At 68.8% G+C, this 13,765-nt stretch carries 10 protein-coding genes; 2 read left to right on the top strand and 8 right to left on the bottom strand.

The window, feature by feature from the left end; genetic code table 11:
• Positions 1 to 21 precede the first annotated feature (21 nt).
• The 7 genes from ACFVY3_RS00285 to ACFVY3_RS00255 form a co-directional block, all read right to left on the bottom strand.
• Positions 22 to 1,710, bottom strand: coding sequence for a long-chain-fatty-acid--CoA ligase (locus tag ACFVY3_RS00285; protein WP_400158376.1), 1,689 nt, complete (start codon positions 1,708 to 1,710; stop codon positions 22 to 24).
• Between the two features lie 87 nt (positions 1,711 to 1,797).
• Entirely contained in the window at positions 1,798 to 3,021 is a 1,224-nt protein-coding gene (locus ACFVY3_RS00280; protein ID WP_400158375.1) for an aminoglycoside phosphotransferase family protein, read from the bottom strand.
• Positions 3,005 to 3,823: a glycoside hydrolase family 16 protein gene (locus ACFVY3_RS00275; protein ID WP_400158374.1), complete on the bottom strand. Its 819-nt coding sequence runs from the start codon at positions 3,821 to 3,823 to the stop codon at positions 3,005 to 3,007. Before ACFVY3_RS00275 ends, ACFVY3_RS00280 begins: the two co-directional genes overlap by 17 nt.
• A 1-nt stretch (position 3,824) precedes the next feature.
• On the bottom strand, positions 3,825 to 6,032 hold the full coding sequence (locus ACFVY3_RS00270; RefSeq protein ID WP_400158373.1) for a hypothetical protein: 2,208 nt from the start codon (positions 6,030 to 6,032) through the stop codon (positions 3,825 to 3,827).
• Between the two features lie 107 nt (positions 6,033 to 6,139).
• A complete protein-coding gene (locus ACFVY3_RS00265) occupies positions 6,140 to 7,438 on the bottom strand; it encodes a glycosyltransferase family 2 protein (protein WP_400158372.1) in 1,299 nt (432 codons plus the stop codon).
• The gene (locus tag ACFVY3_RS00260; protein ID WP_400158371.1) at positions 7,435 to 8,436 is read right to left on the bottom strand and encodes a glycosyltransferase family 2 protein; all 1,002 of its coding nucleotides are present in this window, start codon (positions 8,434 to 8,436) and stop codon (positions 7,435 to 7,437) included. Before ACFVY3_RS00260 ends, ACFVY3_RS00265 begins: the two co-directional genes overlap by 4 nt.
• Before the next feature lies 1 nt (position 8,437).
• Positions 8,438 to 9,217 (bottom strand): glycosyltransferase family 2 protein, encoded by a 780-nt coding sequence (locus tag ACFVY3_RS00255; RefSeq protein ID WP_377971691.1) that lies wholly within the window; start codon positions 9,215 to 9,217, stop codon positions 8,438 to 8,440.
• Positions 9,218 to 9,985: 768 nt separating this feature from the next.
• Between ACFVY3_RS00255 and ACFVY3_RS00250 the strand changes: the two genes are divergently transcribed.
• Entirely contained in the window at positions 9,986 to 12,232 is a 2,247-nt protein-coding gene (locus tag ACFVY3_RS00250; protein WP_400158370.1) for a PKD domain-containing protein, read from the top strand.
• Positions 12,233 to 12,321: 89 nt separating this feature from the next.
• On the opposite strand, the gene ACFVY3_RS00245 is transcribed toward ACFVY3_RS00250, so the two are convergent.
• Positions 12,322 to 13,101 (bottom strand): SDR family NAD(P)-dependent oxidoreductase, encoded by a 780-nt coding sequence (locus ACFVY3_RS00245; RefSeq protein ID WP_400158369.1) that lies wholly within the window; start codon positions 13,099 to 13,101, stop codon positions 12,322 to 12,324.
• A 112-nt stretch (positions 13,102 to 13,213) separates the two neighbouring features.
• On the opposite strand from ACFVY3_RS00245, the gene ACFVY3_RS00240 reads away from it, so the two are divergent.
• A complete protein-coding gene (locus ACFVY3_RS00240) occupies positions 13,214 to 13,756 on the top strand; it encodes a TspO/MBR family protein (RefSeq protein ID WP_400158368.1) in 543 nt (180 codons plus the stop codon).
• The last annotated feature ends 9 nt before the right edge of the window (positions 13,757 to 13,765 follow it).

Below are 13,765 nucleotides of genomic sequence, written 5' to 3'. Positions count from 1 at the left end.
ACCCGGCTCGGCGCCGGAAGATCAGAGCCGCGGCAGGACGTCCTCGCGGACCTGCTTGCGGAGGATCTTGCCGAGCATGGACCGGGGCAGGTCGGGGACCGCCACCACCCGGCGCGGAACCTTATAGCCGGCCAGGTGCTCCCGGCAGTGGGTCCGCAGGGCTTCCTCGTCCAGGGCGGTGCCGGGTTCGAGTTCAACGGCGGCCACCACCATCTCGCCGCCACGTTCCAGCGGCTTGCCCACCACCGCGGCATCGCGGACGTCCGGGTGCAGGCGCAGCACGGCCTCCACCTCGGTGGGTGAGACGTTGAAGCCGCCGGTGATGATCAGTTCCTTGGCCCGGTCCACCACGGTGGTGAACCCGTCGGCATCGACGGTCACCACGTCGCCGGTCCGGAGCCAGCCGTCGGCCGTCAGGGTTTTGGCGGTTTCCTCGGGGTTGTTCCAGTAGCCCTGGAAGACCTGCGGGCCCTTGATCAACAGCTCCCCGGGCTGGCCCTGCGGGACCTCCACGGAGGGATCGTCTACCTCGACCACCTTCATCAGCGTGGAGGGGAACGGCACGCCGATGGTCCCGGTGCGGCGGGTGGGGTGGAAGGGGTTGCCGAGCGCCACCGGGGAGGACTCGGTCATCCCGTAGCCCTCCACCAGCAGGCCGCCGGAGACCGATTCCCAGAGTTCCACCACGTGGTCTGGCAAGTTCATTGCCCCGGAGATGCAGTACTTGCAGGAGCGCAGGGAGATGCCCTTCTCCTTCGCCGCCATGGCGGTGCGCTCGTAGATTGGCGGAACGGCGCAGTAGACGGTGGCGGGCGACTTCTTCATGGCGGCCAGGATCAGGTCCGGGTCGAACTTGGGGAAGAGCACCAGCAGGCCCTGCTTGCGGATCCCGTAGGTCAGGTAGAGCGTCATGCCGAAGGCGTGGAACATCGGCAGGATCGCGTAGAAGATCTCCTTGCGGTATTCCGCGCCGGCCATCCAGGCCTCACCCTGCAGCGCGTTGGCGTAGAGGTTGAAGTGCGTCAGCATGGCGCCCTTGGGCCGGCCGGTGGTGCCGGAGGTGTACTGGATTGCGGCGAGGTCCGTGACCACCGGGCGGGGGTGCGAGGGGTCAATCCGGCCGTGACCCAGCAGCTCCTTCCACGGCGTGGTGCCGGGGGCCGATGCGGAGAGCGATTCCCGGGTCCGGCGGAGCTTCTTCACCGGCAGGGAGAGGGCCAGCCGTTTGACGGCCGGGAACGCCTCGAGGAGGTTTACGGACACGACGTGGTCGATTTCGATGTCGGCCGGGAACTCGCGGACGGCGGCGGCGGCCTTGTCCCAGGCGATCACCACGCGTGCCTGGTGGTCCTCGAATTGGTGGCGCAGCTCGCGGGAGGTGTACAGCGGGTTGTGTTCGACGACGACGGCGCCCAGGCGGAGGACCGCGTAGAACGCGACGACGTGCTGGGGGCAGTTGGGCAGGATCAGGGCCACCCGGTCGCCGGCGCGCACGCCCAGGCGGCGCAGCCCCTCGGCTGCCCGGTCCACCTGCTCGCCGAGCTCGGTGTAGCTGGTCCGCCGGTCGAAGAACTCCATGGCGGGGGCGGTACCGGCCTCGCTCACGGACCGTTCGAACATGGACACGAGCGACTCCGTGGGCAGCTCGATGTCGGCCGGGACGCCCGGCTGGTAGTTCTTCAGCCAGGGCCGGGAGTCCGTGTTGTGCATGGTCACATCTTGCCGTGAACTGTCAGCGGACAGGTAATTTCCCGGGTCAGGGGCCAGGTCCGGGGGCGGTTAGTTGTCCGCGCCGGGTCAGAGCACCCCGGCGGTGGCGGCGTGCCGCCACAGCCAAAAATCCCGGTCCCCGAAGACCGCCCGCCGCACCTCGGCCGGGCCGCGCGGCGCGTGTCCGGCAGGTGCGGACACGGGTCCCGCGCCGGCGTCGACGGCGTGCGCAGGCTGGTCGGCGGCGGCGCCGGGCTGGGCCGCCTGCACTTCCGGTCCCCCCGGTACCGCCCCGCCGCGTCCGGCCTCAGCACCCTGGGCCTGTCCCACTGGCTCTGCCGATTCCGCGGCGAGCCTAAAGGCGAGGGTGGAGGCGGACCGTGCCCAGGTGGCCAGCACCAGTGCGGGCAGCAGCGCGGGGTCGATGTCGCGGCGGACCAGGTGCTGGCGCAGGGGCTCGCGCGCCCAGCCGTCCCGGCCGAAGGCGGTGTCGAAAGCCGCCAGCTGGGCTGGCCGTTCGAACGCCTGCTCGGCGGACTCGCTGAGGTACTGCAGGAAGAAGGTCAGGTCGTGTCCGGGCAGCCCGTAGGCGGACGCGCGCTCCCAATCCATCACCTGGAGCCGCCCGGCCGGGCCGATCAGCAGGTTGGGGTGGCTGAGGTCGGCGTGTTCGAACACGGACGGCAGTTGCGCCGAACGTAGCGGCTCCAACGCCTCGTGGGTCCGGCCGACCAGGTCCGCGAGTTCGTCCTCGCCGGGTAGCAGCAGCTCCAGCGCCTGCAGGGGCCGCTGCACGGTGCGCTCGTACCAACCCTCGTTTCCCGCTGCGGGCCGGGTGCAGGGCAGCGTATCGATGAAGTCCACGCCGAGGGCGACGGCTACCGGCAGGTCCGCGGCCACCCGGTCGGGGTCCAGGGCCGGGCCGGTCAGCGGGGTTTCGACCAGGACGGTGTGTCCGGACAGATCCAGGGCGGCGACCACACGGGGCACGCCCTCGACCTGGTCCCCGCCGAGGACTCCGAGTTGCCAGAGCATGTCCGCCTCCCGGAGCACCCCCTCGTTGTCACCGGGGCAGCGCGGCACCTTCACCACGAGCGAGGGCTGCCGCGCGCCGGGGGCGAAGATGAGGGCGACGACGTGCCGGGAGGTGGTGAACTGCGGGGTGATGAAGACAGTGGTCCAGTCCCGGCCCAGGCCGAGGCCGGCGAGGTCCCATTCGTCATAGTGGCCCCGAAGGACGGCGTCGATGAAGCTTCTGCCGGCGGCAGGGACCGGGAACGGCGTCGCCGTGGCCTTACGGGGCGTACGCATACTGCACCACCCAGTCCACCTCGATGTGGCCGGAGACCGACGGCGCCGGCGTTCCGGCGTCGGCCCCGTCCTTAGTCTCGGCCTGCAGCGTCCACCTCATGCCGGTGTTGGGAACGCCGTCCGGCAATGTTGTTTCCCCCACGAGTTCACCGTCCCAAAACCACTTGACCTTGCCTGGAGTCCATTCCGTCGTCGCCACGTGCCACCCGGTTCCGTCCGTGGCGGAGGTGTTCCGGGTAGTCGGGTCGAAGCGGTCCGGACCTTTCAGCGGGGAATCCTTGATGGCGGATACCCCGTAAAACGGGCCGTTGAGTTCCCCCTCCGGCCAGTCGATCTCCCCGTCCAGCCAGTTATCGCTAGTGGGCCACAGCAGGAAGGCGATCTTGTACCCGGGCATCGTGTCGGCCCGGAACCGGATGGAATAGCGGCCATAGCGCTGCCCGTCGTAGCCGAAAGGCACCACGCTGGCCACCCTGGGCTTCCCCCCGGAGCTGTGGAGGAAGAAGTCCAGCTTTCCGTCCTTGACCGACAGGACCTTGTCGGGGGTGTAGACCCCCTGGCCCGATGTGTCGGGCAGGTCGTGGTATCCCCGCATGTCCGGCCCGTACACGTCCCCGACCGCGCCCATCGGCGCCGCCCGAGTGAAGTCCTGCGTCCCCGTCTGTTTCCAGCCGGGGAGGTCCCCTACCGGCATCGCCGTGGCCGGAGGCGACGGTTTGAGCATCATGGCAATGGTCATGGTGATCCCTGCGGCGAGCAGGACGACGATCACCCTGACCAGCACCACGACGCTCCTCGTCACGCTAGCCGGTCTTGGCGAGTTCGTAGATCCGGACGGCGCCGTTCTCGAACACCCGCTGGACGTTGGAGGATCCGGCCAGTTGCCGCTCCAGGGTGGGGAGCGTGCCGGGATCGAACAGGTTGTCCTTGGCCGCCTGCGCGATCTGCGAGTCGGAGAAGACCACGAAGATCCGGTCCGGCTTGAAGTTGCGGTCCGCGTAGCGGGCCACGTCCACCGAGGTCAGGCCGTGGCCGGAGGACTGGATGAACTTGGTCAGCGATGCCGTCCGTCCCGCATCCAGGTAGCTGGGATAGTTCGGGCCCACCAGCAGCGGGAAGAAGGCGTTCGTTTCCATCACCGCATCCTTGGGGTTGACCGTCGAGTCCAGCCACTGGGCCGCGGCGACGTCTTCCTTGGGGACGCGGAACTTGGCCTCGTTCTGGAAGTAGGTGACGGTGAACAGGAGTGCCATGGCGGTCAGCGCAGCGGTGGCACCGATGGCCGCCTTGCGGGTCCGCAGCGGCCCGGCCCAAAAGAGCCAGGCGGCGCCGACGGCCAGCCAGGGAAGGGCGAACAGGTAGACCCGGAACTTCGCCTCGCCGCCGTAGGACTGGATCAGCAGCCAGAACAGCGGCGCGACGGCCAGCCAGGCCACTATGATCGTCTGCCGGACGTTGCCGCGCAGCAGGTTGCGAACGAACCCGCCCACGCCCAGCACGCCGATGAGGATTGACAAGGCCTCCGGCGCCCGGCCCAGCAGGCCGGTGGGCCCGCCGTCCGGCGGTTCGTAGCTGGCGTTCTTCAGGAAGTCGAAGCCGAAGAGTCCGTACTTGCCGGCCACGAAGTCGAGGTTGGGCAGCAGGTACAGGACGGCAAGCACCGCCAGGACCGGGCCCGCCCACCGCGGCCGGAAGTAGCCGAAGACGAAGAGCGGCAACAGCGCCAGGCTCGCCAGGTAGGGAGTGAGCTGGTGGCTGGCCACCGATACCGCCTGGAGGACCAGCAGGACAATCACCGCCGGCAGCACCAGGGTCTGGGCAAAGGGCCGGGGCTGCGCCTCATCCTGTGCCGTAGCCGCCCGTTCGGCCCGGCGGCGGCTCAGCTTCTCCTCCCAGGCGACGGCGAACCGGGCCGGGGTGCCGCGCAGGAAGGTCAGGGCGATCAGGCACATCGTCAGGTACAGCGTGTAGGAGAACGCCTGCGGGGAGTAGTAGTTCTGGTTGACCCAGTTGGTCAGGGCAAACACCAGAGCCGCCGTCCACTGGATCCTGCGGTTGCTGGACAGGGCCCGGACAATCGCCAGAACCAGCGCCACACCCAGCACCGCGAAGCTGAACTCTGCCAGCGAGGCGTAGCCGATGGCGTCCGGGTAACCCACCGCGTCACCCAGGAAGGCGCTGGCGGAGAAGAACCCGGGCCAGCGGTTGTAGATATCGATCGAGGCGTCCACCTGGCCGGAGGCCCCGATGTAGTCGGTAACCGCGATGTGCTTGTACGTCCACGGGAGCCGGGGAACGCTGACCACCATAGCCGCCGATGCGTAGAGCATGGCCACGAGGCCGGTAAAGGAGACCGCGAGGAAGGGGGTGGATGCCATTTCCCGGGCCGCAACCGCCCAGATGCAAAGCCCGGCTACGGCGGCGACGGCCACGAACCAGATCGGCGGGAACGTCGTGAGCAGGCCGGCGTCGCCCTTCAGCCCGTCGCCGGTAACGGACAGCGCCACGCCCCAGAGGACCATGGCCGCAGCCAGCACGGCCCACGGGATGTGGCTGGCGGGGCTGCTGTTCCGCAGGCCCTCCAGGCTGAGGAGCCGCCGCAATTGCAGCGGCTCCCGGTCCGTGGCCGGGGCGGGCAGGACGATCACCAGGACGGAGGAAGCGATCAGCACCGCGGCCGCGACGGGCCGCGGCTGCCACAGGTGGGTCCACACCATCGCCAGCGACAGGACGGTGTAGACGGCGGCGCTGAGTACCAGGGTGCCGATGGCCCGCGCGAGCGGATCAACGCCGGTGAGCCGCCGTACCACCACCCACCCCGGAAGGATCAGGCAGCCGAGCAGCGTCACCGGGGCCAGCGCGGGTCCTCCCAGCCCGAGCAGGATCAGTGCTGCCAGGACGACTCCGGCAATGGCCAGGCCGACATCCAGGGGGCGCTCCGTACGGAGCCTGTTCACCGACGAGAGGGGCGCCCTGGGCGCCGGCTTCTCGTTTTCCATAATGAGACTCATGAACTTGACTTCCTCGCTTGTTGAAAAAGTGGCGAGGGGAAAACGGTGTTCCATGGTGACGCCGAATTCCCCTCAAAACTGTGCGTCGTGTGCTGCGTTGCGGCTGCCTACGCGGCTCGTCGGCGCCGGCAGGAGCGGCGCTGCAGCAGGTAGTTGAACGGGCCGCGGGCCACCGAGACGAGCTCGGTGCGCAGCGCCTTTGCCATCACCGGGTTCCTCGGGACGTCGTCGGCCGTCTCGCCGTCGGCATGCGCGCGGGTGTTGCGCAGGAAGTAGACGGCGCCGCGGGGAGCCCGGACCAGCGCCATCCGCGCGGTCCGGGGGTTGAGCATGATCTTGGTCAGCCATGCTCCCAGGCCGTTGCCGTAGCCCCGGGCCTGGACGATCAGGTCGTCGAGTTCGGCGCGGTGCCGATGCCAGACGACGGCGGAGGGCTGGACCACCAGCGACCGCCCGGACAGGATGACCCGGGTGAACATGTCCAGGTCCTCGCCCCCGCCGGTCCGAGTGCCTACCCCCAGGGCAGGATCGAAGGCGCCGAGCGACAGGGCCGTCCGGCGGTCGAGGGCGAAGTTCGCTCCCGTCCCATAGGCCCCCACGCAGAACGGGAAGACCGGCATGTCCGCCGGCGGGTCGGCCAGGGAGTAGACCTTGGGCGCCACGGCCTTGGACCAGCTCACCCGCCCCTCGAAGTATCCCTGCGCCAGCGAGCGCAGCTCGCCCGCCGGGACCAGCCCGGTGACACAGGCGACGTCGGGGGCCTGCTCGAAGCCGGCGGCGATCCCCCTCAGCCACCCCGGGTCCACCACGACGTCGTCGTCGGTGTAGGCGACGATGTCGCCGCGCGCGTGACGGAGTCCGGCGTTGCGTGCGTTGGAAAGTCCGGGGCGCCGCTCGGAGATGAGGACCAGCCGCGCGTCGGAGAACTCGGTCCGGACCAGGTCACGGGTGGCGCTGGTCCGGGCGGCGTTGTCCACGACGATGACGTCGAAGTCCGGGTAATCGAGGCGGAGGATGGCGTGCAGTGCCTTCCGGAGCAGCTCCGGCCGCTCCCGCGTGCAGACGACGACGCTGATCGGCGGCGTCGTGGTGGAAACCGACGCCGGGACCCTCGGGAGGGCGGCGGCTGCCTCCTCGAGCCGGGTCCGGGAGAGCGTTCCGTCGGCCGTTTCCAGGTCGACGAAGCCGCGGACGGCGGCACCTTCCCTGACCAGCAGACGCGCCCGCCGGTAACCGTGCGCGTCCTGCAGCCGCAGTTCGCTGCACCCGCCCAGGGATCCCAGGTCCACGGCTCCGACCCAGCGGGCACCGGCCCAGTCGGGGGCCGCTTCGGCCCCCATGGCCGGGGCCAGCTCGAGGACCGGGCCGGCCGGTTCTGGCCGGCGCGGCGCGGCGACGTCGATCACGTGGCTTCCCGCCAGGGCTGCTGGGCCGCAGGAGCGGCGGCAGCCAGGGGGGAGCCCTCACGGGTGCCAAGCCTGCGGCCGCTGACGTAGCCGGCGGCGGTCACGCCCAGCACCGCCACATAGGCGCCGGCTCGTTGCAGGCCCTGCGGGTCCTTGCCGCGACCCCAGTCCGACATGGCACCGACAAACGCCCGGGGCAGGACGCTGCGGACATACCGCCGTTCCGGCCCCAGGGCCCGCTTGTGGCCCACGACCTTGCTGACCTGGGCCTTGGAGAGGCCCTCGGACCAGGCGCGCTCGAGCATGTACCGGAACGTGCCCCGCTGGACCGGGACGTGGTGCCGGACCACGGCAGCGGGTTCGTAGACGACCCGCGAACCGGGGGATCCGATGGCCGCACGGATGCAGATCTCGGTTTCCTCGCAGCCCAGCGGTTTGGTTGCCTGCCGGCCAAGGCTGACATTGAAGCCGCCCACGTGCTGGAGGATCTCGCGGCGGAAGGACATGTTGGCACCCACGACGTTGCGGACCTCGGAGGCCACTGTGGGCAGGCCGCGGTGGCTGCAGCCGACGATCCAGTCCAGCTCGGGACCGAAGTGGCCGGGCCGGCCGCCTTCCCAGACGGGTTCGACGCGGCCGCCGACGGCCAGCACATCCGAGTCGTCGTATAGGGCCGTGAGGCGCTCCAGCCACGTCGGCTCGGCCTCGGCGTCGTCGTCCAGGAAGGCGACGATGTCGGAAGTCACGAGCGCGGCGCCGGTGTTCCGGGCCCCGGAGAGTCCCTTCGGACCGGTGCTCTCGACGAGGGTCACGTCCTGGACAGTCGCCACGAGCCGCTTGTACAGGTCCACGTTGTGGTCAACCACCACGATCACCTGTTCGGGCCGGAGGGTCTGGGCGTGGACGGAATCGATCACGCGCATCAGCAGGTCCCAGCGCTGCTCGGTATAGGAGCAGATCACCACCGAAACCGACGGACGGAAGTTGGCGTTGAGCATCTCAAGCCCCTTCCGCCACCGTGAGCACGCTGCGCGGGTCCGTGGGAGTGCGGGCGAAGCGGACGTCCGGGTAGGTGTACTTCACCCGGCGCAGCGCCTCGGGCCGGGCCCCGGCGGAGGGAGCCTCCCAGCTGGTGCATTCCTTGGCCAGGGTGCGCAGCACGCGCCAGCCGTCGCGGAAGGTCTGCAGGTTCGAAACCCCGGAGATGCGGTCCAGCTCGAAGCTGGGCACCTCCGCGATCCGCAGGCCGGCGCGGGCCGCCCGGACGATCAGCTCGGTCTCGATTTCGAAGCCGTCCGATTCGAGCTGCAGTACCTCCAGGCATTCGCGCCGCAGGGCGATGTAGCCGTAGCAGAGGTCCGAGTAGTTGCTGCGGAGGACCGTGTTGGCGAGGCCGGTGAGCACCCGGTTGCCGGTGTTGCGCAGCCAGGTCAGGTCCTCCGAGCCTCCGCCGGTGACGTACCGGGAGCCCTTGACGAAGTCGTAGTCGTGCTGGAGGGGCGAGACGAACCACCCGATCTCCTGCGGATCCATGCTGCCGTCGGCGTCGAGCATCACGATGATGTCTCCGGAGGCGGCGGCGAAGCCGGCCCGGACCGCGATGCCCTTGCCCTTGCGCGGTTCCTTGACCACGACGACGTCAACCCGCAGGGCGCGGGCGACGTCGACGGTGTGGTCCCGCGAGCGTCCGTCGACGATCACCACCTCATCCACGTACGACGGCATGCGCCGCAGCACCCAGGGCAGATTCATTTCCTCATTGAGGGTTGGAATTACCACGCTGACAGTTGCCCGGAGCGCAGAACTATCGGTTGTTGAGACAGATCTTGGGGCCAAATTTTGAACTGACAAAAGCCTCACCACTTCATGAATTTAGACGCCCGGGAATTACCCCCAGCGATTGAGAACCTATCGGACAAATTCGGAGAGAATTTCACAAACCTGTACCGACCCATATCCCAGCTTTGCCACTGGGCTGTGGCCATATCCGAAGCCTAAAGTTCACCTAAAGTTGTGTCACGAGTGGCTGTTACTTGGGCCCGTGTACCCATATCCGCAGTAGTAAAGGACCCCTACTTGGGTCCCCGGACCCGGCTACTCGGACCGCAGGGCAGGTTCCGCGATGGACTACTCAGCCGCCGGGAGCCCGCCGCCAGGCTGCGGTAAACAGCGGAATACCGGGCAAGAAGCCGCCCTGTCGTCCCATTTCCGCGGAGCCCTTCCCGCCCGGGCAGCAACTCCATCGGCAGCCGGCCGGCACCCGCGGTCCGGGCGGACCACTCCCTTCCAGGACCGCCGGCCTGCGTACGCCGCACCGGATGCCGCGCCCGGCATTCCTGGTTGAAGCGCTCAATTACCGCTTTCACGAGAGACAACGCTTGGTCGCCGGAATTAGTTTACAAAGAATTAGCAAAAGGATCTATCCAGCCGGCGGCCCGGTGGCTACCATGGCCTCATTCAACACCGGACAATTGCGCCCGCATGAGGGCCCGCGTCCAAAACCCTCCCGCGCCAATGATTGTCGCGGCATGAAAGAAAATGGTCCCGATGATGAAACGAATATCGCACTGGCTTAGCCGGTCCCTGGTGGTGGCCCTGGCCGTCGCCGGCGGCATGTTGGGGGTCGCCGGAAGCGCATCGGCTGCGGACAGCTACGGAACTCCCAGCATCAGCTTTAGCGGCGTCAGCAACCCTCCCACCTCGGACAAGCCCCAGAGCAAGCTGTGGTGGAATGACGGCTCCTGGTGGGCAGACATGTGGACCTCCGGCAGCGGCTGGCACATCTTCCGGCTGGACGTCCCCACCAACAAGTGGGTAGACACGGGGCTGCTCAACGACAGCCGGGCGAACACCCTGGCTGACGTGCTGTGGGACGGCGGCAAGCTCTACATCGCCTCGCACGTGGTGACCGTCTCCACGGACTCCACGCCGAAGCCCTCCCTCTCCGGGCAGCCGGCCAAGCTCTACCGCTACAGCTACTCTGGCGGTACGTACACCCTGGACGCCGGATTCCCCACCACCATCACCAACCAGAGCAGTGAGTCGATGACGATCGATAAGGACACCACCGGCGCCATCTGGGCGACCTGGACGCAGGTGACCGGCGACTCGACCAACGGCTACAAGAGCACGGTCTACGTCAACAATTCGGCGCCCGGCGGGACCAGCTGGAACACCCCGTTTGTCATCCCGGTTGCCAATCCCACAGCCGCGGCGGACGACATCTCCGCGATCGTGGCGTTCGGCAGTAACAAGATCGGCGTGATGTGGAGTGACCAGCTCACGGACAGCGTGCACTGGGCCATCCGCACCGACGGCACCAATCCGACCGCTACATCGTCATGGCGTTTCCAGGACGCCATCAAGGGCAAGGGCCAGGCGGACGACCACCTGAACATCAAGACCCTCCAGGCGGACACGAGCGGCCGCGTGTTCGCGGCCGTCAAGACCAGCCTGAACGACACCTCCACGGACAAGACCCTGCCCCAGTTGCTGCTGCTGGTCTTCAAGCCGGCCACCGGGTCCTTCAGCCAGTCCACCATCGCCTCCGTCGGCGACTGTGTGTCCCGGCCGCAGATCCTTCTGGATACGCAGAACAACGTGGTGCACGCCTTCCACACCGCACCGGGCAGCACCGTGACCGGCTGCGCGTACTCGGGCGTCGCCGGCACCATCTACGAGAAGACGGCTCCGATGGATAACCCGGTCTTCGGTTCGGGCCGCGGCACCCCGGTGATTCAGGACGGCGCATCATTCAACATGAACGACGTCACCACCACGAAGCAGAGCGTGAACAGCACCAGCGGCATGGCGATCATGGCCAGCAACATGGTCACCAAAACCTACTGGTTCGCCTACCGCGGCCTGGGAAGCACCCCGCCGCCGGCCCCGAAACCGGTGGCATCCTTCACGGCGACGCCGACGTCGGGCACCGCACCGCTGAACGTTGCCTTCACCGACACCTCCTCCGGCTCCCCGACCTCGTGGGCGTGGGACTTCGGTGACGGAACTTCGGCGACCACCCAGAATCCCTCCCACACCTACGCAGCGGGAACGTTCACGGCCAAGCTGACCGCCACCAACAGCGCCGGGTCCTCGACCTCCAGCGCCGTGATCACGGTCGGCTCCGCTCCACCGCCACCGCCCCCGCCGCCGACGTCGTCGGGCATCACGGTGGGCGCCTCGTCCACGGCGGTCGCCACCACGGCCAGTTCCACTGTCAGCCTGGCCAAGCCCTCCGGGGTGGCAGCCGGTGACGTCCTGGTCGCCGCCATCACCGCAGACCTCGGCCCGTCCGTGACCGCACCCGCGGGCTGGACGCCGATCGTCAACGGGCTGGGCATCAACAGCTCCGCCAGCAGCGGGGCCAAGGTCTTCAGCTACTACCACGTGGTGGGATCCGCGGACCCGGCCAGCTACAGCTGGACACTGAGCACAGCCGTCAAATGGGGGGCCGGGGTGACCGCCTACCGCGGCGTCAACACCACGACGCCGCTGGACAGCTCGGTCGCAACCGCGGTCAACACCACGTACTCGGCCACCAGCATCACAGCCCCGAGCATTACCACCGCCAGCAACGGGGCCATGCTGATCGGCGGGATCGGCTTTGACAGCTCCAGCCCCGGCGCCACCCCGCCGGGCGGCTGGACCGAACGCTGGGAATCCAGCGGCGGTCAGATCGGTGAACTCGCCGATGCGCCGCAGGCCACCGCCGGGGCCTCCGGCACCGCCACCTGGACGTTCGGCACGGCCAAGGCCGTGGGCGTCTGGCGCACCGCGCTGAAGCCGGCCTAGCCGCGGCAGCAGCACCAAGCAATCCACACAGGGCGATGCCCCGGCCGGATCCGGCCGGGGCATCGCCGTGTGTGGCGACGGCCGCGGTGTCAGAGCGCGGACCAGCCGCCGTCGGAGGCGAGCACCGCGCCGTTGATGTTGGTGCCGTCGTCGCTGAGCAGGAAAGTGATGGAGGCCGCCAGCTGCGCCGCCGAGGCGGGCGTCGGAATATTCGCGCCCATCAGCGGTCCCAGCCGCTCGACCGCCAGTTGCGAGCCCCATTCGGCGACGATATTGGTGATGGTCGCGCCGGGGGCAACCGTGTTGAAGCGCAGCCCCTTAGGCCCGTACATCACGGCCGAGTTCTTGGTCAGCCCGATGACGGCGTGCTTTGAGGCGGTGTACGCGGCGCCGGCGGCGGAGCCGCGCAGGCCCGCTTCGGAGGAGACGTTGACGACCGAGCCTGTCCCCGCCTCCAGCATCAGCGGCAGGACCGCCCGGGTCAGCCGCATCAGTCCGGTGACGTTGATGCGGAACACGCGGTCCCAGACCGCGTCGTCCACCTCGTGGATCGGGGCAAAATTGTCCATGATGCCGGCGACGTTCGCGAGGGCGTCGACGCGGCCGCCAGCGGCCTCGACGACGGCGGCGACGGTCTCCGCGGCGGAGATGTCCCCCGCGACGGGGACGATCTCCAGCTCCCCGTGCCCGGCCACCAGTTCATCGAGGCGCTCCGCGCTCACGTCCGCGGCGACCACCCGGCCGCCCTCCTTCGCGACCCGGAGGGCCGTGGCCAGCCCGATGCCCGAACCCGCCCCGGTGACGATGACGGTCCTGCCCGCGAACCGGCCGGGGGTGATGTTTTCCTGCCATGCAGCTTCGTTGCCCATGATGTCCTTCCAGACGCAGCAGTCCTTGACAGCGCCAGCTTAGGGCAGCGGACAGCCGGGGAACATGGGTCACGGTTTGACGGAAGTGCCGGATGTTGTTCACAGTGATTCTGTGCTCTTGAACGTCGAACCAAGCGCTCCGGGCACGTCCGCCCCCGGCGCCCTCCCGCGGGGCCGGCAGGCAGCCGCCCTGGCCGCCTTCCTGGCCGTCTCCTTTGTGGTGTCGTTTGTGGGGTCCCTGCCCATCCGGGCCAACGCCGACGGCTGGTACGCCACCGCCCTGACGGCCCCGTGGACGCCGTCTGCGCTGGTCTTCGGTTCCGTCTGGCTGTTGCTCTACGCGGGCATGGCGGTCGCCGCCTGGCTGGTCTGGCGCCAGCGGCTGCTGCCGCGCCGGCCGGCCTTCCTGGCCTACGGCGGCCTGCTGGTGCTGAACCTGGCGTGGCCCCTGATGTTTTTCGGCATGTATCCGCTGCTGGGGACCGCAGCACTGTGGCTGGCCCTGGGGCTGATCGCGGCGCACGCTGCCCTGGCCGCCGCCACGGTATTCCGCTTCGGCCCGATCAGCACCGCGGCCGGACTCCTGATGCTCCCGTACCTGTCCTGGCTGGTCTTCTCGGCCAGCCTGAACCTGTACGCCGCCCTCAACAACTGAGGGCGGCGG

This window comes from Arthrobacter sp. BPSS-3 (assembly GCF_044628475.1).
Classification (GTDB): domain Bacteria; phylum Actinomycetota; class Actinomycetes; order Actinomycetales; family Micrococcaceae; genus Arthrobacter.
The sequence above is the reverse complement of the archived record's forward strand: the minus strand, read 5'-3'. Positions and strand labels throughout refer to the sequence as shown.